This is a genomic window from Empedobacter sp. ULE_I140, from assembly GCF_053482575.1.
Genome location: NZ_JBQMTX010000001.1, coordinates 2,097,136 through 2,121,176, shown reverse-complemented (window position 1 = coordinate 2,121,176; position 24,041 = coordinate 2,097,136). Strand labels below are relative to the sequence as shown.

Annotated in this window: 28 protein-coding genes; 16 read left to right on the top strand and 12 right to left on the bottom strand. The window is 29.8% G+C overall.

The window, feature by feature from the left end; genetic code table 11:
- Positions 1 to 1,227 precede the first annotated feature (1,227 nt).
- The 4 genes from ACTS9J_RS10140 to ACTS9J_RS10125 all read left to right on the top strand — a co-directional run bounded on the left by ACTS9J_RS10140 (position 1,228) and on the right by ACTS9J_RS10125 (position 5,238).
- Positions 1,228 to 1,722 (top strand): transcriptional regulator, encoded by a 495-nt coding sequence (locus ACTS9J_RS10140; protein ID WP_038330667.1) that lies wholly within the window; start codon positions 1,228 to 1,230, stop codon positions 1,720 to 1,722.
- Positions 1,723 to 1,787: 65 nt separating this feature from the next.
- A complete protein-coding gene (locus ACTS9J_RS10135; RefSeq protein ID WP_038330669.1) occupies positions 1,788 to 1,985 on the top strand; it encodes a hypothetical protein in 198 nt (65 codons plus the stop codon).
- Between the two features lie 274 nt (positions 1,986 to 2,259).
- A complete protein-coding gene (locus ACTS9J_RS10130) occupies positions 2,260 to 4,167 on the top strand; it encodes an ATP-dependent nuclease (RefSeq protein WP_201772819.1) in 1,908 nt (635 codons plus the stop codon).
- Between the two features lie 360 nt (positions 4,168 to 4,527).
- Positions 4,528 to 5,238, top strand: coding sequence for a hypothetical protein (locus tag ACTS9J_RS10125; protein WP_448353181.1), 711 nt, complete (start codon positions 4,528 to 4,530; stop codon positions 5,236 to 5,238).
- A 155-nt stretch (positions 5,239 to 5,393) separates the two neighbouring features.
- On the opposite strand, the gene ACTS9J_RS10120 is transcribed toward ACTS9J_RS10125, so the two are convergent.
- Positions 5,394 to 6,281: an IS3 family transposase gene (locus tag ACTS9J_RS10120; RefSeq protein WP_181816276.1), complete on the bottom strand. Its 888-nt coding sequence runs from the start codon at positions 6,279 to 6,281 to the stop codon at positions 5,394 to 5,396.
- Positions 6,282 to 6,304: 23 nt separating this feature from the next.
- On the bottom strand, positions 6,305 to 6,571 hold the full coding sequence (locus tag ACTS9J_RS10115) for a transposase (RefSeq protein ID WP_038336637.1): 267 nt from the start codon (positions 6,569 to 6,571) through the stop codon (positions 6,305 to 6,307).
- 75 nt (positions 6,572 to 6,646) lie between these two features.
- On the opposite strand from ACTS9J_RS10115, the gene ACTS9J_RS10110 reads away from it, so the two are divergent.
- From ACTS9J_RS10110 to ACTS9J_RS10085, 6 genes are all read left to right on the top strand, one after another.
- Positions 6,647 to 7,327, top strand: coding sequence for an HNH endonuclease signature motif containing protein (locus ACTS9J_RS10110; protein WP_052217440.1), 681 nt, complete (start codon positions 6,647 to 6,649; stop codon positions 7,325 to 7,327).
- A gap of 232 nt (positions 7,328 to 7,559) precedes the next feature.
- Positions 7,560 to 8,402, top strand: coding sequence for a DUF2726 domain-containing protein (locus ACTS9J_RS10105; protein ID WP_448353180.1), 843 nt, complete (start codon positions 7,560 to 7,562; stop codon positions 8,400 to 8,402).
- A 336-nt stretch (positions 8,403 to 8,738) separates the two neighbouring features.
- The gene (locus tag ACTS9J_RS10100) at positions 8,739 to 8,873 is read left to right on the top strand and encodes a hypothetical protein (RefSeq protein WP_448353179.1); all 135 of its coding nucleotides are present in this window, start codon (positions 8,739 to 8,741) and stop codon (positions 8,871 to 8,873) included.
- 130 nt (positions 8,874 to 9,003) lie between these two features.
- The gene (locus tag ACTS9J_RS10095; RefSeq protein ID WP_038336637.1) at positions 9,004 to 9,270 is read left to right on the top strand and encodes a transposase; all 267 of its coding nucleotides are present in this window, start codon (positions 9,004 to 9,006) and stop codon (positions 9,268 to 9,270) included.
- A gap of 23 nt (positions 9,271 to 9,293) precedes the next feature.
- The gene (locus tag ACTS9J_RS10090; protein WP_181816276.1) at positions 9,294 to 10,181 is read left to right on the top strand and encodes an IS3 family transposase; all 888 of its coding nucleotides are present in this window, start codon (positions 9,294 to 9,296) and stop codon (positions 10,179 to 10,181) included.
- The gene (locus tag ACTS9J_RS10085; protein ID WP_448353471.1) at positions 10,153 to 11,043 is read left to right on the top strand and encodes a calcium:proton antiporter; all 891 of its coding nucleotides are present in this window, start codon (positions 10,153 to 10,155) and stop codon (positions 11,041 to 11,043) included. The genes ACTS9J_RS10090 and ACTS9J_RS10085 overlap by 29 nt, the downstream gene beginning before the upstream one ends.
- Positions 11,044 to 11,332: 289 nt before the next feature.
- Here ACTS9J_RS10085 and ACTS9J_RS10080 read toward each other — a convergent pair.
- The 8 genes from ACTS9J_RS10080 to ACTS9J_RS10045 form a co-directional block, all read right to left on the bottom strand.
- Positions 11,333 to 12,507, bottom strand: a protein-coding gene (locus ACTS9J_RS10080; protein ID WP_448352912.1) for an IS3 family transposase whose coding sequence is annotated in 2 segments (ribosomal slippage) — positions 11,333 to 12,240 and positions 12,240 to 12,507 — 1,176 coding nt in all. Because the reading frame shifts where the segments join, the coding sequence is not laid out codon by codon here.
- An 82-nt stretch (positions 12,508 to 12,589) separates the two neighbouring features.
- Positions 12,590 to 12,889 (bottom strand): hypothetical protein, encoded by a 300-nt coding sequence (locus tag ACTS9J_RS10075; RefSeq protein ID WP_291047609.1) that lies wholly within the window; start codon positions 12,887 to 12,889, stop codon positions 12,590 to 12,592.
- A 549-nt stretch (positions 12,890 to 13,438) separates the two neighbouring features.
- A complete protein-coding gene (locus ACTS9J_RS10070; protein WP_448353178.1) occupies positions 13,439 to 14,125 on the bottom strand; it encodes a type 1 glutamine amidotransferase domain-containing protein in 687 nt (228 codons plus the stop codon).
- An 8-nt stretch (positions 14,126 to 14,133) separates the two neighbouring features.
- Positions 14,134 to 14,769 (bottom strand): nitroreductase family protein, encoded by a 636-nt coding sequence (locus tag ACTS9J_RS10065; RefSeq protein ID WP_115000174.1) that lies wholly within the window; start codon positions 14,767 to 14,769, stop codon positions 14,134 to 14,136.
- 8 nt (positions 14,770 to 14,777) lie between these two features.
- The gene (locus ACTS9J_RS10060; RefSeq protein ID WP_038330681.1) at positions 14,778 to 15,143 is read right to left on the bottom strand and encodes a DUF1304 domain-containing protein; all 366 of its coding nucleotides are present in this window, start codon (positions 15,141 to 15,143) and stop codon (positions 14,778 to 14,780) included.
- 10 nt (positions 15,144 to 15,153) lie between these two features.
- The gene (locus ACTS9J_RS10055; protein WP_038330684.1) at positions 15,154 to 15,576 is read right to left on the bottom strand and encodes an organic hydroperoxide resistance protein; all 423 of its coding nucleotides are present in this window, start codon (positions 15,574 to 15,576) and stop codon (positions 15,154 to 15,156) included.
- Positions 15,573 to 15,998: a MarR family winged helix-turn-helix transcriptional regulator gene (locus ACTS9J_RS10050; protein ID WP_038330686.1), complete on the bottom strand. Its 426-nt coding sequence runs from the start codon at positions 15,996 to 15,998 to the stop codon at positions 15,573 to 15,575. The genes ACTS9J_RS10055 and ACTS9J_RS10050 overlap by 4 nt, the downstream gene beginning before the upstream one ends.
- A 164-nt stretch (positions 15,999 to 16,162) precedes the next feature.
- The gene (locus ACTS9J_RS10045; protein ID WP_221856559.1) at positions 16,163 to 16,435 is read right to left on the bottom strand and encodes a DoxX family membrane protein; all 273 of its coding nucleotides are present in this window, start codon (positions 16,433 to 16,435) and stop codon (positions 16,163 to 16,165) included.
- A gap of 1,602 nt (positions 16,436 to 18,037) precedes the next feature.
- Between ACTS9J_RS10045 and ACTS9J_RS10040 the strand changes: the two genes are divergently transcribed.
- On the top strand, positions 18,038 to 18,283 hold the full coding sequence (locus ACTS9J_RS10040; RefSeq protein WP_221856558.1) for a hypothetical protein: 246 nt from the start codon (positions 18,038 to 18,040) through the stop codon (positions 18,281 to 18,283).
- Between the two features lie 256 nt (positions 18,284 to 18,539).
- Here ACTS9J_RS10040 and ACTS9J_RS10035 read toward each other — a convergent pair whose 3' ends face one another.
- Together ACTS9J_RS10035 and ACTS9J_RS10030 are read right to left on the bottom strand one after the other, a co-directional pair.
- On the bottom strand, positions 18,540 to 19,445 hold the full coding sequence (locus ACTS9J_RS10035) for a LysR family transcriptional regulator (RefSeq protein ID WP_221856556.1): 906 nt from the start codon (positions 19,443 to 19,445) through the stop codon (positions 18,540 to 18,542).
- 18 nt (positions 19,446 to 19,463) lie between these two features.
- Positions 19,464 to 19,844: a hypothetical protein gene (locus ACTS9J_RS10030; protein WP_260509637.1), complete on the bottom strand. Its 381-nt coding sequence runs from the start codon at positions 19,842 to 19,844 to the stop codon at positions 19,464 to 19,466.
- 97 nt (positions 19,845 to 19,941) lie between these two features.
- On the opposite strand from ACTS9J_RS10030, the gene ACTS9J_RS10025 reads away from it, so the two are divergent.
- The 5 genes from ACTS9J_RS10025 (at position 19,942) to ACTS9J_RS10005 (ending at position 24,040) form a co-directional block, all read left to right on the top strand.
- Positions 19,942 to 21,114, top strand: a complete 1,173-nt coding sequence (locus ACTS9J_RS10025; RefSeq protein ID WP_286496244.1) for an MFS transporter — start codon at positions 19,942 to 19,944, stop codon at positions 21,112 to 21,114.
- Positions 21,115 to 21,123: 9 nt separating this feature from the next.
- Entirely contained in the window at positions 21,124 to 22,239 is a 1,116-nt protein-coding gene (locus ACTS9J_RS10020; RefSeq protein ID WP_448353177.1) for an alkene reductase, read from the top strand.
- A 143-nt stretch (positions 22,240 to 22,382) separates the two neighbouring features.
- On the top strand, positions 22,383 to 22,901 hold the full coding sequence (locus ACTS9J_RS10015; protein WP_286496246.1) for a zinc-binding dehydrogenase: 519 nt from the start codon (positions 22,383 to 22,385) through the stop codon (positions 22,899 to 22,901).
- Positions 22,902 to 23,147: 246 nt separating this feature from the next.
- Entirely contained in the window at positions 23,148 to 23,759 is a 612-nt protein-coding gene (locus ACTS9J_RS10010; protein WP_125350263.1) for an NAD(P)H-dependent oxidoreductase, read from the top strand.
- A complete protein-coding gene (locus ACTS9J_RS10005) occupies positions 23,756 to 24,040 on the top strand; it encodes a putative quinol monooxygenase (protein WP_221856550.1) in 285 nt (94 codons plus the stop codon). The genes ACTS9J_RS10010 and ACTS9J_RS10005 overlap by 4 nt, the downstream gene beginning before the upstream one ends.
- Position 24,041: the final 1 nt, after the last annotated feature.

Below are 24,041 nucleotides of genomic sequence, written 5' to 3'. Positions count from 1 at the left end.
AGTGTACTCAAACTCTTTTCTCTTCTTTTTATACTACAATTTAAGATTTTCAAATCTAAAGGAGCTTGTCTCAGAATCGCATCTAATATGTCATTTCGAGGTATCGAGAAATCTTTCTATCACTTTTTTATGAGCAAAAAAGTAATCAAAAAACTCTTGTCTTTGATTTTCGACGGTCAAAATAAGTTTCAGCCATTCAATATTTTAAATCATTTGCTACGCAAACAGTAAAATATTTTAACCATTCTCTTCAACTTTTTGACACTCGCCTCCAAATCATATGACGTTTTCATAATCCTTTTTCAAATACATAATACATTGTACTTTTTACATCGTACAACTCTAAAATCTCAATTCTCATATCAAAAATCCTATCCCTTCCGATACACGAACCTCGAACAAACCATACGGAACGCATATACAATGGATACAGAATGGATATAGCGCGGATACACAATCGATACAGAAAAGTGTCATTTTCGATATACACCGATACAGGAATTTAACACTTTTTAACACATTATTTCTCTAATATTCTGTCATTTCGAGAAATCTAATTTGTACATAATTGAATCCTCTCAATACTAAATTCTAACATCTCAATACTAATAATAAGGTAGCAGAGCCCAATAAATTTGGAAAATGATATTAAACGTTTTAAATTTATTGTGCGAATAAAAAAGATAAAACGAATGCTTTCAAAGTCTCCTTACCGAGGCTCTGATAGAGAGCGTGTAAAGAAAGGATAACCCTTTGCTTTACGATCCGTGTTTTAAAAATGTTATCGGAGTATTGTTCTTTAAAAGAATGGGAAAAACAAACAGACTTTGTCTGGCGGTTTTTTACGGATGAATGGAAATTGTTTCGTTCTCATTTTGTGTTGGGTTTTATGGAACGATGTTTCTCTTATATGAAGATGTATTGCAAAAAAGCAAGGCGGCTTCACACTTTAGACTCAAGGGCGACCAAACCCATCTTAAAAACTCGAAAGTTTAAAAGTTACCTCTAAAGCATACGTGAAAACCGCCCATGCCATATACGAAAGTACAAAACTTTTTAGACATGGAGCGATTCCACGACAGTCTCGAGGTAAAATTGGTCGTTTTGAGCCGAGAACCCATCGTAAGTAATTTGTCTTTATGGACTAATTATCAATTCGCTATAACAAATATAATACTTTTTTAATTAAATGCAAATTATTTTCTAATTAAAAACCTATAGACATTAATGAATAGTAGTGGTTCTAAATATAGAGAGCAAATAGGAGCTAAGTTAAGATCTCATCGTTTGAAACTTTTTTTATCAATTGATGATATTATTCTTATGACTGAAATTTCAAAAAGTTCAGTTTTAAAAGTTGAAAAAGGAATTGCAAAAGATATAGATTTATATATTGAATATGCAAAAGCCGTTCAGTACCCATTAGAAACATTATTAGACTTTAAAATCCCTCTTAAACCTCTAAATGAATTATCAAAAGATAGGATAGAATCTTTAAAATTGACATCAAAAATTAGAGAGCATATAGTAAATACAAACTTTCTTAATAAAGGTAAAACTGTTGCTGAAATAAAAGAGGAGTTAGTTCGGTTGAAATTAGTACCAAAAGAAATAACTTCTGTTGCTATCGCTGGTGTTATGAGGAACTTAAAAAACGATGAGTTGGTCAGTTCAGAAGAAACAACTGGTAGAAAGGCAATTTATATAAAGCCTAAGAACTAATTATAATACTATAATGACTTCTAGAACTTTTTCTTGTCTTAAACAACAATAATAAATCTAATTTTATGAGAGATCCCAAACGAATAAAACCTTTACTTGAAAGAATCGAAAAAATATGGATCGAAAACCCAGATTATAGGCTTGGTCAACTAATAATGGTTATTGCTAGAACTGGTGAACATAATCCTAAATTATTTAATTTAGAAGAATCAGAATTACTTAAAAAGTTAGATGAATTTGAAAAAACACAAAACATTAAGTAATTAAAAACGTTTTATTTAAAAACAATATACTAAATTAGTCGTGTTAGCTTTTAGGTAAGTTTAATGTTAGTAATGGTACTCTGGAGTTAATTTTAGGTTTGTCTAACTCCAGAGTATTTTATATAAATACATCTGATTAATATAAGTAAAGGGGGGCTATAAAGAACCCTTTGTTATTCTATAATATTTTACACAACAATGGTTATAAATTAGATTAATTTGTATATTTGTTATTTATGCGAAACTAAAGCTATAATAGTTTCGTGAAAAAACAATGTTGGCAGCAATTTTAACGACATCACACAGTATGACATTTCCCTTTGACATAAATATAAATCTAGGACAAACTGGAATAGCCGGAATTAAAAATCCGACAATTAAAATTTACGGAGGTATAACTACTTTCCTAGGACCTAATGGTGCAGGTAAGACACAGCTTTTACGAGGATTAAAACAATCACTTCACACTCATCTGAATGGGAAGAAAATCAGATATGTTTCTGCTGGAAGACTTGGACCTATGGAAAACTACAGGTCTGATTATGACGGACAACGTGGACAACCAAGTTTTGACTCTGCAAGTTTTGGAGATAAATCTGCGACACAAAGAAGACATCAAACGGAGACTATTCTTGGAGATTTCGCAACTCTGTCAGAACGTCCTGATGTTTTAATAAAAGTACAAGAAAGACTTCGCAAACTATTCAAAAGAGACATTGTAGTAGATTGGGATGGGGGAAGATTAAAAATTTTTTTTTCAAGAGTTGATCAAACAACTACTAAAAATTATTCGTCCGCTAGAGAAGCTAGTGGTCTATTACACCTAGCTGCAATATTAGCTTCATTATATGATGATGAAGTTGGATGTTTATTAATTGATGAGCCAGAGGTCTCATTGCATCCACAACTCCAATCATTCCTATTAAATGAAATCAAAAAAGTTGCAGGAAGTAATACAGAAAAAGGTAAAAAACTAATCTTCATTTCAACTCATTCAACGGAATTTATTGAAGTTAATTCAGTAACTGATTTGGCTTCCATAATTTTCTGTAACGACATCCAAGAAAGTCCAATTCAAATCGACCCTTTACTTGGTGATTTTCAAAGTAAGAAATTACAAGCATTACTTACAAGGCTTGGTCAAGAACATAAACTAGCGCTTTTTTGCCATTCACCATTATTGGTTGAAGGTCCGAGTGATGAAATAATTTGCACAGCATTAAGCAGAAAACTATCCTTGAACTTGGAAGCTGCTGGCTCACAAATCCTTCCTGTGACAGGAAAAGGACAATTTCCAGTAGTAATTAAACTCTTTCGTTTAATCGGGAAAGAGCCTGCCCTACTTGGAGATGCAGATGCAATAGCAGATAATTTAGATATTATTGGAGTTTTTACAAGTCTGCCACTAGCGACAGAAATAGCTACTGAATTAGGACATAGAGATGCTGCAAAATTTGCAAAAGATATATATAATGACTTCTGTCAAATTGTATCAACTAAGTGGAATGATATAAAAATCCAAGCTGAACAACACTATTATTGGGTTAATAGAGATAAACAAAAAGATGAACTAATAGCAAAACGGAGAAGTGCTTTTTGCTGGTTATTTAATACCAATGATGAAGATATCAAGAGAGTGCAGAATGGTACAGAGTGGCTAGTGATTAAAGTACGTTTATCATCACTCTTGTCCTTTCTGGAAAAACTAGGATGTTTTATTCTCAGAAAAGGAACTATCGAAGCATATTATCAACATTCTGGGAATTTGACAGTTGATGAAAAACCAAATGCTGCATCTTATGAAGTCAATGGTCTAATGGAGGATACTGACGAAAAAGTAAAGTCGGATTATGGCGATATAATTCGTGCAATGAAATTTTGTTCTAACGTCAAAGAAATTAACGAAGCTGAAGCAATTAGAGACTTACTTTTAGCGATGGTTTCGCCAGCTCTTGCTACCATAAAAAAAGAAACGACAGATGCTGAGCTAAAAATATTTTCCAATAATTTATTTGGTTCTAAATCCAGTTTATTTAAACTTTCTAAACATATTGATGGAGAAGACATTTATCTTGAAGTAAATCTTTCAACAGAGATTCTTGAAGTAAGTGGCTTTCCAATTAAAATAAAAAAAGGAGCTAACCCAATTGAAGTAGTAAATAATTCACTCAAACTAAAATAAAAAACTGCTGCCAATAACTAAGCTTTCGTCTTGCCCGGAGGGTATGAGATGTTTTGAAATCACTGAACACAAATAAAAAGTAGTGAAGTAAAGCCTGTTGAACGGAACCGAAGGTCTGCATCAACATAAGTAATATTTTCACAACTCCAATTTTAGGTACAAAAACACAAAATAGTATAAATAATAACCTCTTTAAAAGCAATTTTAGAGAGGTTTTTTATTTTAAACAATAAGATGTAAAATGTAGTTTTGTTTGTATATTTATTACTTACACGAAGTACAGATTTTTTTTACGAAACTAAAGCTATAGTAGTTTCGTAAAAAATAATAATGTGACGCAATTTTAAACAAATATTAATTATGAATAAAAAGAAAATTCTACTAAAAACTAGTATTTTTTTTTGTCTAGTATCTTTTTTAATTCCATTTTTTTTAAAGAGCAATAATGATTCTTGGGTTACAGTTTTAGGCACAGCTTTTACATCTTTAGGTGCAATTGCAACTTTCATAACCTTATTAATAGCTATATTTTTATTTAATAAATTTTCGCTAGATAATAAATTTTTAGAAAACCAAACACTTAAAGTTTTAGAGCTTGCTGATTATTTAAAAGGTAAAACAATTAAAATAAAAACTGAAAATTTCACATATTATCTAAGATTTAATATAGACGACCCTAAATTAGAAAAGGAATTATTTTATGAAAAAATGAAATCAAAAACAGTTGTTATAAATTTTGACGATTTCAGCTTATTTACCGACACTATTCTTGAAATGAAAAGAAGTTATTGGTTACCACAAGAAATAAAAGAAAAATTAGAATTTTTAAACATTTACGGAATCAAAGAAATACCTGATAATTTAGAAGAAGCTAATTTTGCAAAAGTATTCTTTAAAGACAAAAGTAATAATGAAGATTTTTATGTTACATTACCAAATTTAACTGTTGAAGAATTATTGTTGAAAAAAAATATACTTGTTAAAGAAATTCACAATTGGCTTAATAAGTATTCTGAAATTAAAATTAATTTAAAATTAGAAGAACCAGAAAAATATATAGATGAAAAATAAAACTTCTGCTAATAACTAAGTTTTCGTCTTACTCAAAGAGTAAATATTAGAACAAAAAAACTCATTTGTTTTTAAGGAGGTTTATTTTTTTTAAGTGAAACCGTATTTTACTTGGATAAAAAATATTAATGAAAACAATTGTAATCTTCCCCTTGTTAGGAACATTTAAAAGTATAGTTTTTATTTAATATTATTGTATTATTATTTTGATTAATTTGAAATGTAGGAAAATCATTAGGATTTTTGACCTTACCATATTTCAATAAAAAATTTCTAGGAGAAAGATATTGTAAAGAACTGTGTGGTCTTTCATTGTTATACATCCACATCCAAATTTCTGTATAATTTTTCATTTCTTTGATATTTTCAAATAAATAAGCATTTAAAAAATCTGTTCTAAAAGTTCTATTAAATCTTTCAATCAACGAATTTTGCGTAGGTTTCCCAGGTTGAATATAATATAATTCAATGGCTTTTTTTTGACAAAATAGTTTTAGTTTTTCAGCAATAAATTCTGGACCATTATCTACTCTAATTTTCTCAGGTTTCCCTCGCCATTCGATTAGTTTTTCAAGTTCAGAAATTACTTTAGCTGAAGGTAAGCTTGTGTCGATACAAATACTCAAAATTTCTCGATTAAAATCGTCTATAATATTCAAACTTCTCACGCTTTTTCCGTTTTCTAAACTATCATGCATGAAATCCATACTCCACGTTACATTTGGATAAATCGGACGTAAAAGCGGCTCTTTAATCCTTGCAGGAAGTCTTTTTTTACGTTTATTACGTAGGTTAAGTTTCATCGAAGTATAAATTCGATAAACTCGTTTATGGTTCCAAGTAAATCCTAAATTTCGTAAACGATGATGCATCATCCAAAAGCCCCAAGTTTGATGCTCGTTGGATAGCGCTATCAATTGAAAACGTATTTTATCATCCTCATCTTTACGTACTTTTTGATAATAAAAAACGGATGTTCTTAAGCTAAATAGACGACAAGCCCTGCGAGAACTTAGCTGATGTTTTTCTTTTGAATACAACACCAACTCTCGTTTTTCACAAGGCGTTATAGCTTTTTTTCGATAACATCTTTTAAAACTACGTTTTCCAAAGTAAGCTCTGCTACAATTTTTTTATATTGGGACAATTGCTTCTCTAGTTCTTTTAATTGAGCTAATTGATGGGCTTCCATTCCGCCATATTTACTCTTCCATTTATAAAAAGTGGGTTGACTTATTCCATGTTCACGACAAATTTCATTGACTGTTTTGCCTTGATTTTGTTCTGATAAGATCTTGACGATCTGAACTTCTGTAAAATTGCTCTGTTTCATAATTATCCCTAAGTTAATAAACTATATTTTTAAACGGTCCGGTTTTTAGGGAAGATTACACAATATATAAACTTTATGGATAAAATTGAATATTTTAAGATTGGCGAAAATAGAAAACTACCTTTAAGATGTCCAATATTGAATTATTGTTGTAGAAGAATAAATACTATATATCTCAACTCAGAATATTCTAAATTTTTTCCAAATCAATCCATTACTGAAGCTTTATTTAGAGATGGTATTTTACCTACAGATTTTGAAAAAAATAAAATTGATATTCAGGGAGAATTACCTTCTATAATAAAAGGTGATACATATTATCATTTTAATGATATGTGTCCAGAGGTTAATTTATTTGATCCCATGAATTCATTAATGAGAGATAAAGCATGTGTAACAGGCAGCTATGATAGTGAATATAAATATGAAAAGTTCAAAATTATAAAATCACAACATTATTCAGAATGTCCCGAATTTAACTTCTCTTTATTTAAGAAAAAAAACAATAATTCTAAGCCAAGGAAAAATATACCAGCTAAAACACGTTCAATTCTTCAAAAAGAAATAAATTCGAAATGTCCAATTTGTAATAATGAAGATGTAGAGCATTTCCATGTTCATCATATTGATGAAAATCCTACAAATAATAATATTGACAATTTATTAATGTTATGCCCAAATTGTCATTCAAAAATAACTAAGAATGATATATCTTTTGAAGAGGTTGTCAAAATAAAATTTAACTTGAAAAGGTAATGTGCATCAGCTAATATAGATAAATGCTAATATTAGTTACAAAAACACAAAATAGTATAAATAATAACTTCTTTAAAAGCGATTTTAAGGAGGTTTTTTTATACTTACGTGAAACCGTAATTTATTGTTAAATAGTTGTTGTATGTTTGTTTTTAATTTTACGAAATGTAGATATAAGTGTTTTTTACGAAACTATATTTTGCTTCGTAGAAATAATGTTATAGGTATTTTTATGAGAGAAACCGTATTAAGCTATCTTCAACAAAAAGAATTTAATAAGATCATTGATATATTAAAGGATAATAGAATATTCAATAATTTAATTTCTGATGAAATTTTTAACATAATATTTTTTCAAAATTTTACAACCGAATTATTTAATCAAGAAGAATTGGAAGTAACATATCCAGCATTTTTATATCAGTGCCATTCATCAAATGATTATATCTTTGAATTTAATAAAGAAGATGAAGAAAAAATACTAATATTTTTAATAAACAAAACTAGAAATTACAACTACGCTAAAAAATTACCTCAGTACTCTGAATCAATATTAATTATCCAAGATCATAATAATAAAATGCAAGCTGAATCAGAAAAATCTGCAATGCTTGCTAAAAAACATAGAGATTTAGAAATTGTAGAGAAATATTCTAAAAATAGAGAATCTTTAATCAAATCTATATTCAACTCACCTCAAGAAAAAGACTTTTATAAAGCTTGTCAAAAAGTATTTGAGAATCATTTAATTTTGCCAAACGTTTCGTTATCTACATTATTCAATCAGAATATTGTTCAAGAAAAGTATAAGAGTTATTTCAACTATTTTCTTAAATCGTCAATTGACTGTGTTGTTGTAGATGGAGAAACCTATATCCCAATATTATTTTTTGAGCTTGATAGTAAAACCTATCATTTAGATGATGAAGCTAAATTGCGTGATGAAATAAAAAACAAATTGGTAACGGAATTTGGAAGTTCACTCATTCGTATTACTAGAAAAACTGGAAAAGAATCGGTAAAAGAATTTATTAACTTTCTTGAAGTAATAAAAGAAGAAAAACGCATTGTCTAGCATGTGTACTTTTGGAAAATCTAATTTTAGGTAAAAAAAAAACAAAATATTATAAATAATAACCTCTTTAAAAGAGATTTTAAGGAGGTTTTTTATACTTACGTGAAACCGTAATTTATTGTTAAATAGTTGTTGTATGTTTGGAATAATATAACGAAATTTAAAAATAAGCGTATTTATCTAAACTACGCTATATTTTACTTCTTGAAAAAAAATGACTAGATTGAAGTTAAATACAAATATTAATAAACTTTAAGTTAATATAGTTCAATAATGTATTATTGTAAGTATAATTGATTTAATAAATATAATTAACAATTAAAAAAAAACACTATTATGACAGAAGAACAAGCTAATGAAATGATTGATTATTTAAAATCTATTTCTGATAAATTAGAATCTATAAATGATCGTTTAGAAAATGTTGAGGACTATATTAAACACATAGACAGAAAAACTGATTCTAATTAAAATTTAAAAGACATATATTTAAAACTTGATGATATTATATCTATTATTGAACAAAGTCAATAATAGATATTGTAATCTTCCCTAAAAACCGGACCGTTTAAAAATATAGTTTATTAACTTAGGGATAATTATGAAACAGAGCAATTTTACAGAAGTTCAGATCGTCAAGATCTTATCAGAACAAAATCAAGGCAAAACAGTCAATGAAATTTGTCGTGAACATGGAATAAGTCAACCCACTTTTTATAAATGGAAGAGTAAATATGGCGGAATGGAAGCCCATCAATTAGCTCAATTAAAAGAACTAGAGAAGCAATTGTCCCAATATAAAAAAATTGTAGCAGAGCTTACTTTGGAAAACGTAGTTTTAAAAGATGTTATCGAAAAAAAGCTATAACGCCTTGTGAAAAACGAGAGTTGGTGTTGTATTCAAAAGAAAAACATCAGCTAAGTTCTCGCAGGGCTTGTCGTCTATTTAGCTTAAGAACATCCGTTTTTTATTATCAAAAAGTACGTAAAGATGAGGATGATAAAATACGTTTTCAATTGATAGCGCTATCCAACGAGCATCAAACTTGGGGCTTTTGGATGATGCATCATCGTTTACGAAATTTAGGATTTACTTGGAACCATAAACGAGTTTATCGAATTTATACTTCGATGAAACTTAACCTACGTAATAAACGTAAAAAAAGACTTCCTGCAAGGATTAAAGAGCCGCTTTTACGTCCGATTTATCCAAATGTAACGTGGAGTATGGATTTCATGCATGATAGTTTAGAAAACGGAAAAAGCGTGAGAAGTTTGAATATTATAGACGATTTTAATCGAGAAATTTTGAGTATTTGTATCGACACAAGCTTACCTTCAGCTAAAGTAATTTCTGAACTTGAAAAACTAATCGAATGGCGAGGGAAACCTGAGAAAATTAGAGTAGATAATGGTCCAGAATTTATTGCTGAAAAACTAAAACTATTTTGTCAAAAAAAAGCCATTGAATTATATTATATTCAACCTGGGAAACCTACGCAAAATTCGTTGATTGAAAGATTTAATAGAACTTTTAGAACAGATTTTTTAAATGCTTATTTATTTGAAAATATCAAAGAAATGAAAAATTATACAGAAATTTGGATGTGGATGTATAACAATGAAAGACCACACAGTTCTTTACAATATCTTTCTCCTAGAAATTTTTTATTGAAATATGGTAAGGTCAAAAATCCTAATGATTTTCCTACATTTCAAATTAATCAAAATAATAATACAATAATATTAAATAAAAACTATACTTTTAAATGTTCCTAACAAGGGGAAGATTACATTAGGAGCAAAAGGATTAGAAACTATTACGCTTGCTAGAGATACAGTTTATGCAGCTGTAATGATTATTATTAATGGAATTATAGGAGGATGTATCATTATAGGCTCTATAAAATTTAAAGTACAGAATTTTACGCTTCAGGGTGTAAGTACAGCATTAATTACTCTTACTTCTATTATCATTTTTGTACTTATTCTACCTAATTATACGATTAGTCATAATGGAGGTGAATATACATCTATGCAATTAGTTTTTGTATCTATTATTAGTTTAGGCTTATACTTTGGTTTTACAATGATGCAGACTATTCGTCATCGTAGTTATTTTATATCTCCAGAGAATAAATTATCTAAAAATAATGAGTTACATAAACTTCCAATAAAACCATCACGCAAGGAAATGTACATAAGTATTTTATTTTTGATATTGTGTCTTGGTATTGTTGTGTTATTGGCAAAGTTACTGTCAAAAGATGTAGAACATATTGTAAAATGGGCAGGTGCTCCAAAATCTCTAGTAGGAGTAATAATAGCAGGAATTGTACTTCTTCCGGAATGTTTAGCAGCTTTTCGAGCAGCAAGAAATAATCAAATTCAAACATCTTTAAATTTGGCTTTTGGTTCTGCCTTAGCAAGCATTGGGCTTAGCATTCCTGTAATTGCAATAACATCTGTAGTTACAGGGATAAGAATGAGTTTAGGTATTGATACTAAATCAACTATTTTACTAGGATTGTCATTATTTATTATTACTATTTCTTTAGCAACAGGGAAAACTAATATTATGCAGGGATTTGTATTAATATCAATTTTTCTAATTTATTTATTCACTATAATAATACCTTAGAAATCATATTATTTATTAGTTTTTTCTGATGGTAAACAATTATTAGCTAGATGTTTTATGTTAAAATTTCTTAAATATATAGAAGAAGATTGGAAATGTTAATGAGTGATTTTTTATATAAAAAAGATAATTTTTCTTAAGTTCATTACTATATGGACACACCCAATTGATAATTTGGGGTTATTTTTAAATCAACTCTTAATTATATTTGAAAAAAGGTTCAACTGTAATACAGTCAAACCCATTTGAAATATCATAATGGATATCCCCCTGAATTTTCCAGTGTAAGTTAAGCTACATTTTTTAAAAATTGTAAATTATTATTAAACTCAAAAATAGTTTTATAATTCAAAGCTTTATGTCTTCTATTTCTGTTATACCAAATTTCAATATACTGAAAAATTTGTTTTTTCATTTTCTCTCTTGTAATTAATTTATTTCCATAAATCATTTCAGTTTTTAACGATTTAAAGAAACTCTCAGCCACAGCATTGTCCCAGCAATTCCCTTTCCTTGACATGCTACGGATAACACCATAAGAATCAAGCGTATTTGCAAACTTCTTTGACGCATATTGTATTCCTCGATCAGAATGAAATAGCATTCCTTTTTTAATCGATCTATTCTTTATAGCCATACGCCATGCTGATAAAGTTGTATCTTCAGTACTCATCGTATTGCTCAAACTCCAACCAATGACCTTTCTATCATATAAATCGATAATTGTTGTTAAATATAAAAATCCTTCTTGAGTTTGAATATAAGTAATATCTGATACCCATTTCATAGAAGGTTTTGAAGCGTAAAAATCTCGATTAAGAAGATTATTTACAGTTAAATAATTATGTTTAGAATTTGTTGTAACTCTAAACTTTTTACTTAATTTACTTCTTAAACCAAGCTCTTGCATATATTTAGCAACTGTTTTAACTGATATTCTGTAACCTAAAGCATTTAATTCTGAATGAATTCGAGGACTTCCATATCTCTGCTTGAATTTAAAATATAGATACTTTATTTTATCTAGCATCAAATTTTTTCTCAAAAGTCGATTGGAGCAACCTTTATTTTTCCATTTATAATAGCTGCTGGAGTGGATTTTTAAGATAATACACATTTTCTCAATCGGAAATTGGCAATCGTGATTCTTTATAAATCTATATTTCATCGACCGTTCTTGGAGAAAATGCTGATTGCTTTTTTTAAGATATCACGTTCTAATTCTGCATCTTTAAGCTTTCTTTCTAATTCAACTATTCGCTCCTGTTCTGGCGTTAGTTTTAAATTACCTTTTCCTGGAAAACTATTGGATCCGTATTCTTGATAATCTTTGCGCCATTTGTATAATAAGGAGGCTTTTATTCCAAGTTCCCTTGCTAATTCCGATATATTACTTCTTTCATAACTCAATTCTACCGCTCGTAATTTAAATGAAGCATCGTAATGATTTTTTATTCCTTTCATAATTGTAAGATAAGTATTATATACCTTTTCTTACTCTGGAACTTTCGTTAGGATATCCATAATATAAAATTCTGAATAGCTTTTAAGCGTAATTTTTTACATTTTGAATATAATTTCTCACATCGTTTATAAAATTTTTAGATAAAAAAGAACCTTCTATACATTCTTTTTTATTTTTCTCATTAAGCAATACAATTTCTTTTAATTCATGATTCAAATTAAAAACCGCTTCTATTGCTAATAAGTTAAGTTCTACAGTATAATTAGCATCATCTATTTGAGTTTTATTTATAGCTTTACTTAAAGCAAATTGAGATTTTTGATATTCATTAATATAATATATTAAATTATCCAATTCATCATTAATTCTTCCAGTTGTCATACTTATTTTTTTAAAAGGTACACAATAATAATTAAACTCTCTACTTTATGTGTAATTATAACATAGAAATAACATAAATGGAAACATATTTAATAAATTCAAAAAAGTAATGAAAGAAACTCATCTCATTCTATACTTTTTCTCTTCAAATATTCAACATAAATGAAGGATTTGTTTTATTTAAAAAACAATAGAAGTTTTTGTTTAACAAAGTAAGGAATTAATGAAGGAAAATAAATGGATTTTTATTTGAAACGGCAGTGATTTTTACAGTTTATTGCTATAAATAAGAGCCTACTTAAAATTAAGTATCAAATAATTTGAAATAAATTATTTGATAAGTATTAAAATAGGCTCTTGAAATTCAATCAATTCATCATCATCATCACTTTCACAGTTGATTGAATTCTTTTATATAAAATATAAAATATAAAATTTGGGCGTTCCCTTTGGTCGGGATTTCCGTTGCAATCTTTTCTAATCAGGAAAGGATTTTCTCTACAATCCCTAACGCAAATACGAATCAATATTTATATTAAATAAAAATTTTTATAAATTACTTTGTAAGTAAGTAATCATTTTCTCAGCAACTTCTTCCGAAGATGCAGGATTTTGACCTGTAATTAATAAACCGTCTTCTACAACATGCACTCCCCAGTTTTCAGTTTTAGAGTAATGACCTCCTAATTTTTCTAATTCAACCTGAACTAAGAATGGAACAACATCTGTTAATTGTACAGCATCTTCTTCAGAATTAGAAAAACCAGTTACATTTTTTCCTTTTACAAAAGGTTCTCCATTACTTAAAGTAACATTCTTGAAAACTCCTGGAGCATGACAAACAGCACCAACTGGCTTACCAGCATTATAGAAATCTAAAATCAATTGTTGAGAATGCACATCATTTGCTAAATCCCATAGTGGTCCATGACCTCCTGGATAGAAAATAGCATCGTAATCCTCAGCTTTTTCATTAGCTAATACATGTGTATTTGCAATTAAAGCTTTAACATTTTCGTCTTTATTGTAACGCTCTGTAGCTTCTGTTTGTGCAGCTTCAGTTTCGCTATTAGGATCTATAGGAGCTTGTCCACCTTTAGGTGTAGCAATAGTAACTTCGTGTCCAGCATCTACAAATTTGTAGTAAGGAGCAGCAAATTCTTCTACCCAAAATCCTGTTTTATGTCCTGTATTTCCCAATTCATCATGAGAAGTAACAACAAATAATATTTTCATAATTTTAATTATTTAAATTCAACAATAAATTCTTCACTTGGTAGTCTAACTTTTTTCATAGATCCAATCCAGTCTAATTCAGGATCGGCAACACCAACATACATTAAAGATACACTTTTAAGACCTAGCTGGTCTAATTTTAAAACTTTATCTACAATAGCGTTATCAAAACCTTCTACAGGAGTAGCATCAACTTTTAACTCAGCTGCTTGTGCTAATGCAAGCCCTAACGCAATATAAGTTTGACGAGCAGTATGTGCAAAATTTTCCTCTGCTGGTGTATTCAAGTAAATACCTTTTATTTTATCTGTATAACTTCCGAAACGACCTCTTGGCAATCCTCTTTCATCTGTAGTAAAATCATATACTTTATCAATTCTTTCTGCTGTATAGTTGTCCCAAGCAGCAAAAATAATTACATGTGAACAATCTCTCATACATTCAGGATTAAGAGCTCCTTCTACTAATTGATTTTTTAAATCTTGGTTCTCTACAACTAATACTTTAAAAGGTTGTAATCCAGATGAAGTAGGTGCTAGTCTAGCAGCTTCTAAAATTTTATCAATTTTATCTTGACTAACTTTTTGCGATGGATTGTATGCTTTTACTGCATGTCTCCAATTTAAATCTTCTATTAATGACATTTTTTTAATTATTTAGTTAAAAACACAAACAACATGGTAATTAAAGCAGGAATACCTTGTATCAAAAATATTTTTTTACCAGAGGTTATACCTCCAAAAATACCTGCAACAGTAATACATCCTAAAAAGAATAGACGAATATTACAACTCCATTCATGATTTTCTATAAGAAAAGACCAAATAAGTCCTGCAATCAAAAAACCGTTATATAAACCTTGATTAGCAGCTAATGCTTTCGTAGGAGTAAATAAATCTTTTGGTAAAGATTTAAATGTTTTTTTACCTGCTGTTTCCCAAGCAAACATTTCCATCCAAAGAATGTAACAATGTTCAATTGCAACAACTGCGGTTAAAATACTTGCTATAATTTCCATATCATTTGTATTAATTTACAGAAACACTTAATATAACTTCAATATTTCCACGAGTTGCATTAGAATAAGGACATACTTTATGTGCTGTTTCAATAAGCTTTTGAGCTTCTTCCATTGAAACACCTGGTATATTAGCATGTATCTCAGCTGCAAGACCATAACCTCCGCTTTCTAATTGTCCGATAGCTACTTTTGCTGTAACGCTCGTTTCTCCTGTTTTTATTTTTTGCTGTTTGATCACCAAATTCAAAGCGCTATCAAAACAGGCAGAATATCCTGCTGCAAATAGCATTTCAGGGTTTAAAAAGTCATCATTTGCACCTCCTAATGCTTTTGGAGTACGTACTTGCATATCTAAAACACCGTTTTCACTTTTTACTTGTCCACTTCTACCTCCCGTAGCTGTAGCCTGAGTTTCATATAATTTTTTCATTGTTGTTTGTTTAAAATTTTATTTGCTATTTTTTTTAATTGTTTAAGCTCATCTACAGATATCGCCATTGATTCTAACAATTTTTCAGGAATATCTTTGGCTTTCTCTTTCAAAGCACTTCCTTTTTTGGTCAAAGAAATTACTACAATGCGCTCATCTTCAATATTTCTACTTCTAACAACCATTTCTTTTTGCTCCATTCTTTTTAGTAAGGGTGTTAGTGTACCGCTGTCTAAAAAAAGTTTTTCACCTAATTGCCCTACTGTTTGCTGTTCTTCTTTCCATAAAACCATAAGCACTAAATACTGTGGATAGGTAATATCAAGTGGATCTAAATACAAACGGTACATGTTGATTATCTTTTTTGAAAGCGCATATATGGGAAAACAAAATTGATTATCTAGTTCTAGCGTATCTTTCATAGTTGATCAATATTAAATTACATAACAAAGTTACAAAATTATATTGTACACAATATAATTTTGTAAAAGATTAACAAATATTTTTTTTAAATTACAATTTATAAACATTAAGTAATACCTTTTATAATATTTAAAAATAGAATTGATACTTATTCAAAAATACTTTAATCATAGAATCTAACGAAAATAAACCTCCTCCATCTATTATTAAAACAAGTATAACTCCGAGCAGCAAAACAAAATACTCTATACCTTCTCCGTTTTTTACCATACCAATTCATACTCCAGTCATTTTTAAAATGAACAAACAAAGCACCTACCATTATGATAAAATTTCCGGCTGCAGCTATTCTTGTTAAAAAACCTAAAAGTAAAGCTAATGCACCAATTGATTGAACCAATATTATTAAAAGTACAATAAAATAAGGTACTTCCATTTCTATAGTGTCTTTAAAATTTTTCTCTGGAAACCGTCATTGCTGAAGAGTTGAGTGTCAATTCGGCGTAGCGAGCGTTAAAAATGATTTACTGTTCACATTTTATATGTGAATGATTTAAAGCATTTAGCGAGTAGTCGTTATTGACCGACTTGTAAGCACGGACTTGTAATGCTTTGCATTCATGAATACCTTAAAAATAATAATAAATCATATGAATAACTTTTTTGATTCGTTTTTTTTATCAAGAAAAAAAATGAATATATGTACCTAAGCTCCACAGGAGCGTCTCCTTTTAATTTCAAATTCTTAATCTCAAATGTTTTTGCGTCAAGGTTCCCCGAAGGGCATATGAATTTATTTAGAAACAATAATAACTCATGAATAAAAAATGAATGAAATGTAGTTTTGGAGAACAGGAATAATCTTTCTATCACTTTTTTATTCATAGCTTATTTATTTTAATTATCGGTATTCATATGCCCTACGGGGAAATGAGCAAAAAAGTAATCAAAAAACTCTTGGCTGTAAATCTCACTACTAAAAATGTTCTCATTCCACTAAAGATTTTAAAAACCCTACGGGCTAAAACCTTTTTTACGTTGCATTCAATCATTTTTTTTACGTGTGAGTTTAAATGCCGGTTTCTTCATCCTTTTTCAATATTCAAATTCACTGTTAATAACGAAATCTAAAATCGTCATTGCTGAAGAATGGCTATTACTGTAAATAAAAATTTTTAAAGCCGACATACGATTTGCAGACGAGCTTCAATCCATTGAAACGAGCGTTAAAAAGATTAGTGAGCGATAGCGAATCGTTTAAGATTTTTAGTGAGTAAAATGAAGATTGAACGTCGAAAATCGCAGTCTTGACGTTTTTGGTTCGTTTTTGCGTCAAGGTAAAAATGAACGTATAATTATTAATTAATTTTTAACAATTTTACCTAAGCTCCACAGGAGCTTCTTCTTTTAATTTCAAATTTTTAATCTCAAATGTTTTTGCGTCAAGACTTCCCCGAAGGGCAGATGAATTCATTTGAAAACAATAATAACTCATGAATAAAAAATGAATGAAATGTGGTTTTGGAGAACGGGAAAAATCTTTCTATCACTTTTTTATTCATTGAATATTTATTTTAATTATCGGTATTCATATGCCTTACAGGGAAGAGAGCAAAAAAGTAATCAAAAAACTCTTGGCTGTAAATCTCACTACTAAAAATGTTCTCATTTCACTAAAGATTTTAAAAACCCTACGGGCTAAAACCTTTTTTACGTTTCATTCAATCATTTTTTTAACGTATGAGTTTTAATGCCAGTTTCTTAATTCTTTTTCAATATTCAAATTCACCTTTAGCATGGTCATTGAGCATTCTCGAAGTGCAGAATCTTTCTATATCACTTCTTTTCTAAATCAAATTCACTTTTAACAACAAATTTATAGATTGTCATTGCTGAAGAGTCGAGATTACTGTAAATAAGAATTTTAAAGCCGACATACGATTTGCAGACGAGCTTCAATCCATTGAAACGAGCGTTAAAAAGATTAGTGAGCGATAGCGAATCGTTTAAGATTTTTAGTAAGTAAAATGAAGATTGAATGTCGAAAATCGCAGTCTTGAAGTTTTTGGTTTGTTTTTGGATCACATTTGGTGGTGTAGGAATCTTGGCTTTTATTGATTTATTTCTTATTCCGTCCAAAGTAAACTCACATAATTTATTACTTGCACATGAAATTGATCGAATTGAAAAGCGAGAAAAAGAAGAATCACATGCGCGTGATATGGCTATGCTAAGTGCTATTGCAAATAATTCTCAACAAAATTCTATTCAAAAAACAGAATAAGATTAGTTCTATAAAAAGTTACACAGAAAAAAAGCTCTTATCCAAGAGCTTTTTTGTTAAAGAAATGTTTTGGATAAAATAAACTATATCTCGCTAAGTTTTTTAAGTGAGGTTATTTTATTACACAATTAAGGATAGGTAACATGGTAATTTTTTCTAAAAATAGGTACGACTAAAAGTTGAATTTTCCACTTTAGAAGAACATTTAAAATTCATACTTCCAGAAATATATTTTATAGAAAGTATGATTGATAGCTTACAGACTTGTCCATTTTTCTTTCAGCAAACCTTCTAACTGCTCAATTTCTTCTTGATACATCGTTTTTTTACGTGTTCCGAAATAAAGCGTATTCTCAACAGGATTTTGACCTTCCCAAATAATTTTAATTTTATCTTTCGCTAAAGCATCCGAACAAAGGAAATCAGGAACGATGGAAAAACCTGTATTGTCACTTAAACAACGAATAATCGAACTGATATTGGGTACAATATAATTTGGACTAAAATCGGGATGTTCACCAAAATTTTTTGTCCAGAAATCTCGTAAATGATTCATATCAGCGGCAGTGCTGTACCATAATTGTTGTTTCAAAAGATCTACTGCTTCTTTTATTTTTCCTTTTTTTAGTAATTCTTCAACTTCCGAAGTGTCTGTTTTATTTCCTGCAATTAACACAATTCGTTCTTTCGAAAACGGCTCATACGAAATATTTTGTTGTGTTCCTTTTTGCGGTGTAATGATTAAATCCAACAATCCATTATCCAAATCACTTTGCATCTGCGGATATTCTCCGAACTTGATAATCAAATTAAAAGGCAACTCTGCAATATGCTCCTCCAATGTGTATTGAAAAGTCTCAAAACACATTCCCACACTTATCGTTACCCGTTCATCTTGCGCACGTTTATGGAAATGTTGTTCTCCATTTTCGAGTTTTTTTAGTGGGTCGATAATATAATTGTAAAATATTTTTCCTTTTTCAGTCGGAACCATTTTACGTGCCGAACGATCAAATAATTTTGATCCCGTATAGGCTTCCAATGAGTTTAAATGCAGACTGACACCAGGTTGAGAGATAAACAATTCTTGAGCCGCCGCCGATAAAGTTCCTGTTTCGTAAATCGCTTTAAATGTGCGCAACCATTCTAAATTCCAATGCATAATTTTTTGTTTTTAAACTTAATCGTAGGGTAAATCATTTGGATCGACATCAATATAATCAGGCTTTGGAAGCATCGCTAATCGAAAAGCTTGTATAGAAGTCCATCCTTCTAAATGCGCTTTTACAACACGATGCATACCATCCATCAATTTACCTTCTGGACAAATAATTATAGGATAAGCAAGATCAGCTTCTTGGATCAATTTTATATGTTCGGTAATTGATCGACAAGTAGGCGAATCACCTTCATCGCTGTACCAATAAGTTTCGTTATACTCTTTGATGTCTTTTAAAGCAATTGTTTCTGATTGAAGCTCTTGCGTTAACTGAATCAATCGATCCACATCCCAAGCGTAAAGTTGCTGATTTATTCGACGAAAATGATATTGTTTTCTCATTTATATAATTATTATGATACAAAGGTACAATTTAAATTATTTTTAAAATAAAAAAAAATGATAGAAATTTGCAGTATCAATAATTAAAATTATAATAATGAATAAAAGTTTATTAGCATTAGCTCTTGGTGGATTGGCAATAGGGGTAACAGAATTTACAATTATGGGAATGTTACCAGATGTAGCAAAATATTTTGATGTATCTATTCCCAAGGCTGGATATTTGATCACTTCTTATGCCTTAGGAGTTGTTATAGGAGCTCCTTTACTTATAGTTGGTATGAGAAAGTATTCATCAACAAAAATGCTTTTAGGTTTGATGTTGTTATTCACAATATTTAACGCTTTGTCAGTTATAGCACCTTCATTTGAATTTTTAATGCTTTCTAGATTTATTTCTGGTTTACCTCATGGTGCTTTCTTTGGTGTTGGTTCAGTAGTGGCAAGTAAATTAGCTCGAAAAGGAAAAGAAGCTCAAGCTGTAGCAACTATGTATTCAGGTTTAACGGTAGCGAATTTATTAGGGGTGCCTTTAGGGACCTACATAGGACATCACTTTTCTTGGCGATATACTTTTTTATTGATTGTAATTATTGGAATTCTTACTCTTGTTAGTTTAAAACTATGGATGCCTGAGGTAAAAATTAAAAAACAAGAAAACCAAAATAATCCATGGAGCGATTTTGTAATCTTTAAAGATAGTAAAGTATGGTTTATGATTTTAATTTTTTCTGTAGCCCCAGGAGCATTATTTGCATGGATCAGTTATATCGCTCCGTTAATGACACAAGTATCAGGTGTACAAGAGCAAAATATGCCTTATATTATGGTATTAGCGGGATTAGGCATGTTCGTTGGTAACTTAATTGGAGGAAAACTCACAGATCGATTCTCTGCATCTAAGATTGTAATGATTGTTCTTTTCTTACAAATTTTAACTATGGGAACTATTTATTTTACGGCTCAGATTACTTGGTTGTCTTTAGTGATGACATTTATAACAGGTGTTGTTTCTTTTGCCTTAATCCCGTCTTTAACTTTATTGTTATTAAAGTCAGTTAAGAGTAATTCGGAATTACTTGTTGCTTCTTTAGGACCAGCTTGCTTTAATATCGCAAATGCTTTAGGAGCTTATTTAGGAGGTGTTCCCATAGAAAAAGGATATGGATATACATCAGCTGAGATTGTAGCTATTGGTATGGTTATATTAGGCATAATCATATTTAGTATTTATATGAAAACAAATAAAAATAAAGTCCAATTAATATAAAAAAATAGAATGATGAAAATTAATATTTTTAAACCAGCAAAAATTGGTTCGTTAGAATTAAAAAACCGTATCGCAATGGCTCCAATGACAAGAGCTAGAAATAAGGACGGAATACCAAAACAATATAATGCTGAGTACTATAGTCAGCGCACTGGAGCAGGTTTGATTATAACGGAGGGAACTGCAATTTCAACTACAGCCTCTGGTGTACTTCATATTCCTGGATTATATACACCTGCTCAAGTACAAGGTTGGAAATTAGTTACTGAAGCAGTTCATGCTAAAGGAAGTAAAATCTTTACTCAACTATGGCATGTTGGACGTATATCACATGTTTCTAATCAACCAGATGGGCAGGCTCCAGTAGCTCCTTCCAATATTCAAGCTAGTAATTCTTCTGCTTGGGGATATGACGAGAATGGAAAAGAAGGATTTGTGACAGCTTCTAAACCAAGAGCTTTAGAAACTAAAGAGGTCTATCAAGTAGTTCTTGATTTTGCTAATGCAGCTAAAAATGCTATTGAAGCAGGTTTTGATGGTGTTGAACTTCACGGAGCTAATGGATATCTTATCGAACAGTTTTTAAATCCATATGTAAATAATAGAACTGATAGATACGGTGGAAGCATTGAGAATAGAAGTCGCTTTTTACTAGAGGCAATCGATGCAAGTATTGAAGCAATTGGCGCGGATAAAGTTGGTATTCGTTTAACTCCTTATGGAGGTTTACATGAATTACCTCATTATGATGAGATAGAGGAAACTTATGAGTATTTAGCCCAAGAATTAAGTAAAAGAAAAATTGCTTATATCCATATTATGGATCAAAAATCAAGAGGAAGTTTTGCTATTCCAGAAGGGTTTTTAGAGCGTTTTAGAGCATGGTATGATGGAATAATTATTTTGGCAGGTGGAATGGACCGAGAAAAATCAGAAAAATTAATCAATCAAGGTGTAATTGATATTGCAGGTTTTGGTGAACCATTTATCTCTAATCCTGATTTAGTTGAACGTTTAGAAAATAATTGGCCTTTAACTGAACCAAAAAGAGAATTGCACTATGGATTAACTATGGAAGGATATCTTGATTGGAAAACCTATAAACAGGAAAATAGCTTACTATAATTTAGTATAATATGAAAGTATCTATAAATTGATTAATATGGAGATCCTCACAAGGTTTTTAAGCAAATAGAAGTGTTAAAACCACAGGTTTTACCAGATCAAGTGCTAATCAAAGTAAAAGCTAGTGCTATAAATCCCATGTTGTGTTACAACTAGCAAAAATTTGTGAAACAGAGGTTCATGCAATGGTTTCAAGTGTAAACAAAGCAAAATTAGCAAGTAAATTAGGAGCAGATTATACCATTAATTATAAAAAAAAGCATATAAATCAGATTATTGATAAGTATACTAATGGGCAGGGATATGATGTTGTATTTGATAATGTTGGAGGAGAGAATCTATTCAATAGTTTTGCGCTTGCTAAGATAAATGGTTCGATTGTCTCTACTCTTACTAGAGATAAAAAGATTGATATTTCAATTTTACACCAAAAAGCATTAAACCTTCATTTTGTATATATGATTACTCTATTGATTTATTATAATCTGCAAGGAATCGATAAATTAAAAGAAATAATGAATCAGTTAACTATTTGGGTTGGACAATCAAAATTAAAACCACTTATTAATAAAGTATTTGATTTTGATCATGTAGCTGAAGCTCATCTTTACGCTCAAAGTGGTCAGGGTTCAGGAAAGACCATCGTAAGTATATCCGAATAATTAAATATATCAAACACAAAATTTAACCTTATAGTTAGTCAGTTTTTTTCTATTGAGTGAAATCCCTAAAGTATACGATTATGATAAAAATGGCATTGGTGGAAGAAAAACAATTGTTATAGCTGATAAACAAAAGAGTCGATAAATTAATCTATCACTATTCTGATAAAAATATATAATTTAAATTATTTTTACAATAAAAAAATATGATAGAAATTTGCATTATCAATAATTAAAATTATACAAATGAATATATTTATTATCAACGGAGCGCAAAACTTTGCTCATTCAGGAGGAGCTTTCAATAAAACATTAAATAATTGGACAACAGAATTTTTACAAGAAAAAGGTTTTGATTTTCGTGTTACAAATATAAATGATGAATTTGATGCTTTTGAAGAAGTAGAGAATTTTAAATGGGCAGATTTGATTATTTACCATTTTCCTATTTGGTGGTTTCAAGTTCCAAATCGCTTGAAATATTATATCGACGAAGTTTTTACGGCTGGACATGAAAATGGAATTTATAGAAATGATGGTCGTTCACGCAAAAATCCAGCAATTAATTACGGAACAGGTGGATTGATGCAAGGTAAAAAATATATGGTTAATACGACATGGAATGCGCCAGAAACGGCTTTTACTTTAGAAGGAGAATTTTTCGATCAAAAAACAGTTGATGAGGGTGTTTTATTTGGTTTCCACAAAATGAATCAGTTTGCAGGACTAAGTAGAATAAACGGTTTCCATTTCCACGACTTGGAAAAAAATGCAACTGAAGAACGTATCGAAAATTACCGTATAGCATATAGAGAACATTTAGAAAACATATTCATTAAAGAAAAAGAATTGGTATGATTTACCTAACAGCAGTTATTAAAGCAAAACCTGAATATCGCGAAGATGTAACAGTTGTTTTGCAGAATATGGTTACAGAAACCCGAAAAGAAGACGCTAATATTCAGTATGATTTGCATCAAGGTTCGCAGGACGAAAATACATTTGTTTTCTACGAAATTTGGAGAGATCAACAGGGTTTAGATGAGCATAATCAACAGTCTTATATCTTAGAATTTGGCAAATTGGTTGTCGAAAAATTACAAGAAATACCACAAATTTATTTAACAAAAAAACTATAAA

Coding starts and splice junctions, on each gene's coding strand:
- ACTS9J_RS10010 (WP_125350263.1), top strand. CDS start 23,148: ATGAATATATTTATTATCAACGGAGCGCAAAACTTTGCTCATTCAGGA.
- ACTS9J_RS10045 (WP_221856559.1), bottom strand. CDS start 16,435: ATGGAAGTACCTTATTTTATTGTACTTTTAATAATATTGGTTCAATCA.
- ACTS9J_RS10095 (WP_038336637.1), top strand. CDS start 9,004: ATGAAACAGAGCAATTTTACAGAAGTTCAGATCGTCAAGATCTTATCA.
- ACTS9J_RS10125 (WP_448353181.1), top strand. CDS start 4,528: ATGAATAAAAAGAAAATTCTACTAAAAACTAGTATTTTTTTTTGTCTA.
- ACTS9J_RS10065 (WP_115000174.1), bottom strand. CDS start 14,769: ATGTCATTAATAGAAGATTTAAATTGGAGACATGCAGTAAAAGCATAC.
- ACTS9J_RS10070 (WP_448353178.1), bottom strand. CDS start 14,125: ATGAAAATATTATTTGTTGTTACTTCTCATGATGAATTGGGAAATACA.
- ACTS9J_RS10130 (WP_201772819.1), top strand. CDS start 2,260: ATGTTGGCAGCAATTTTAACGACATCACACAGTATGACATTTCCCTTT.
- ACTS9J_RS10005 (WP_221856550.1), top strand. CDS start 23,756: ATGATTTACCTAACAGCAGTTATTAAAGCAAAACCTGAATATCGCGAA.
- ACTS9J_RS10140 (WP_038330667.1), top strand. CDS start 1,228: ATGAATAGTAGTGGTTCTAAATATAGAGAGCAAATAGGAGCTAAGTTA.
- ACTS9J_RS10020 (WP_448353177.1), top strand. CDS start 21,124: ATGATGAAAATTAATATTTTTAAACCAGCAAAAATTGGTTCGTTAGAA.
- ACTS9J_RS10060 (WP_038330681.1), bottom strand. CDS start 15,143: ATGGAAATTATAGCAAGTATTTTAACCGCAGTTGTTGCAATTGAACAT.
- ACTS9J_RS10025 (WP_286496244.1), top strand. CDS start 19,942: ATGAATAAAAGTTTATTAGCATTAGCTCTTGGTGGATTGGCAATAGGG.
- ACTS9J_RS10030 (WP_260509637.1), bottom strand. CDS start 19,844: ATGAGAAAACAATATCATTTTCGTCGAATAAATCAGCAACTTTACGCT.
- ACTS9J_RS10075 (WP_291047609.1), bottom strand. CDS start 12,889: ATGACAACTGGAAGAATTAATGATGAATTGGATAATTTAATATATTAT.
- ACTS9J_RS10115 (WP_038336637.1), bottom strand. CDS start 6,571: ATGAAACAGAGCAATTTTACAGAAGTTCAGATCGTCAAGATCTTATCA.
- ACTS9J_RS10040 (WP_221856558.1), top strand. CDS start 18,038: ATGTCGAAAATCGCAGTCTTGAAGTTTTTGGTTTGTTTTTGGATCACA.
- ACTS9J_RS10050 (WP_038330686.1), bottom strand. CDS start 15,998: ATGAAAGATACGCTAGAACTAGATAATCAATTTTGTTTTCCCATATAT.
- ACTS9J_RS10135 (WP_038330669.1), top strand. CDS start 1,788: ATGAGAGATCCCAAACGAATAAAACCTTTACTTGAAAGAATCGAAAAA.
- ACTS9J_RS10055 (WP_038330684.1), bottom strand. CDS start 15,576: ATGAAAAAATTATATGAAACTCAGGCTACAGCTACGGGAGGTAGAAGT.
- ACTS9J_RS10105 (WP_448353180.1), top strand. CDS start 7,560: ATGAGAGAAACCGTATTAAGCTATCTTCAACAAAAAGAATTTAATAAG.
- ACTS9J_RS10035 (WP_221856556.1), bottom strand. CDS start 19,445: ATGCATTGGAATTTAGAATGGTTGCGCACATTTAAAGCGATTTACGAA.
- ACTS9J_RS10110 (WP_052217440.1), top strand. CDS start 6,647: ATGGATAAAATTGAATATTTTAAGATTGGCGAAAATAGAAAACTACCT.
- ACTS9J_RS10100 (WP_448353179.1), top strand. CDS start 8,739: ATGACAGAAGAACAAGCTAATGAAATGATTGATTATTTAAAATCTATT.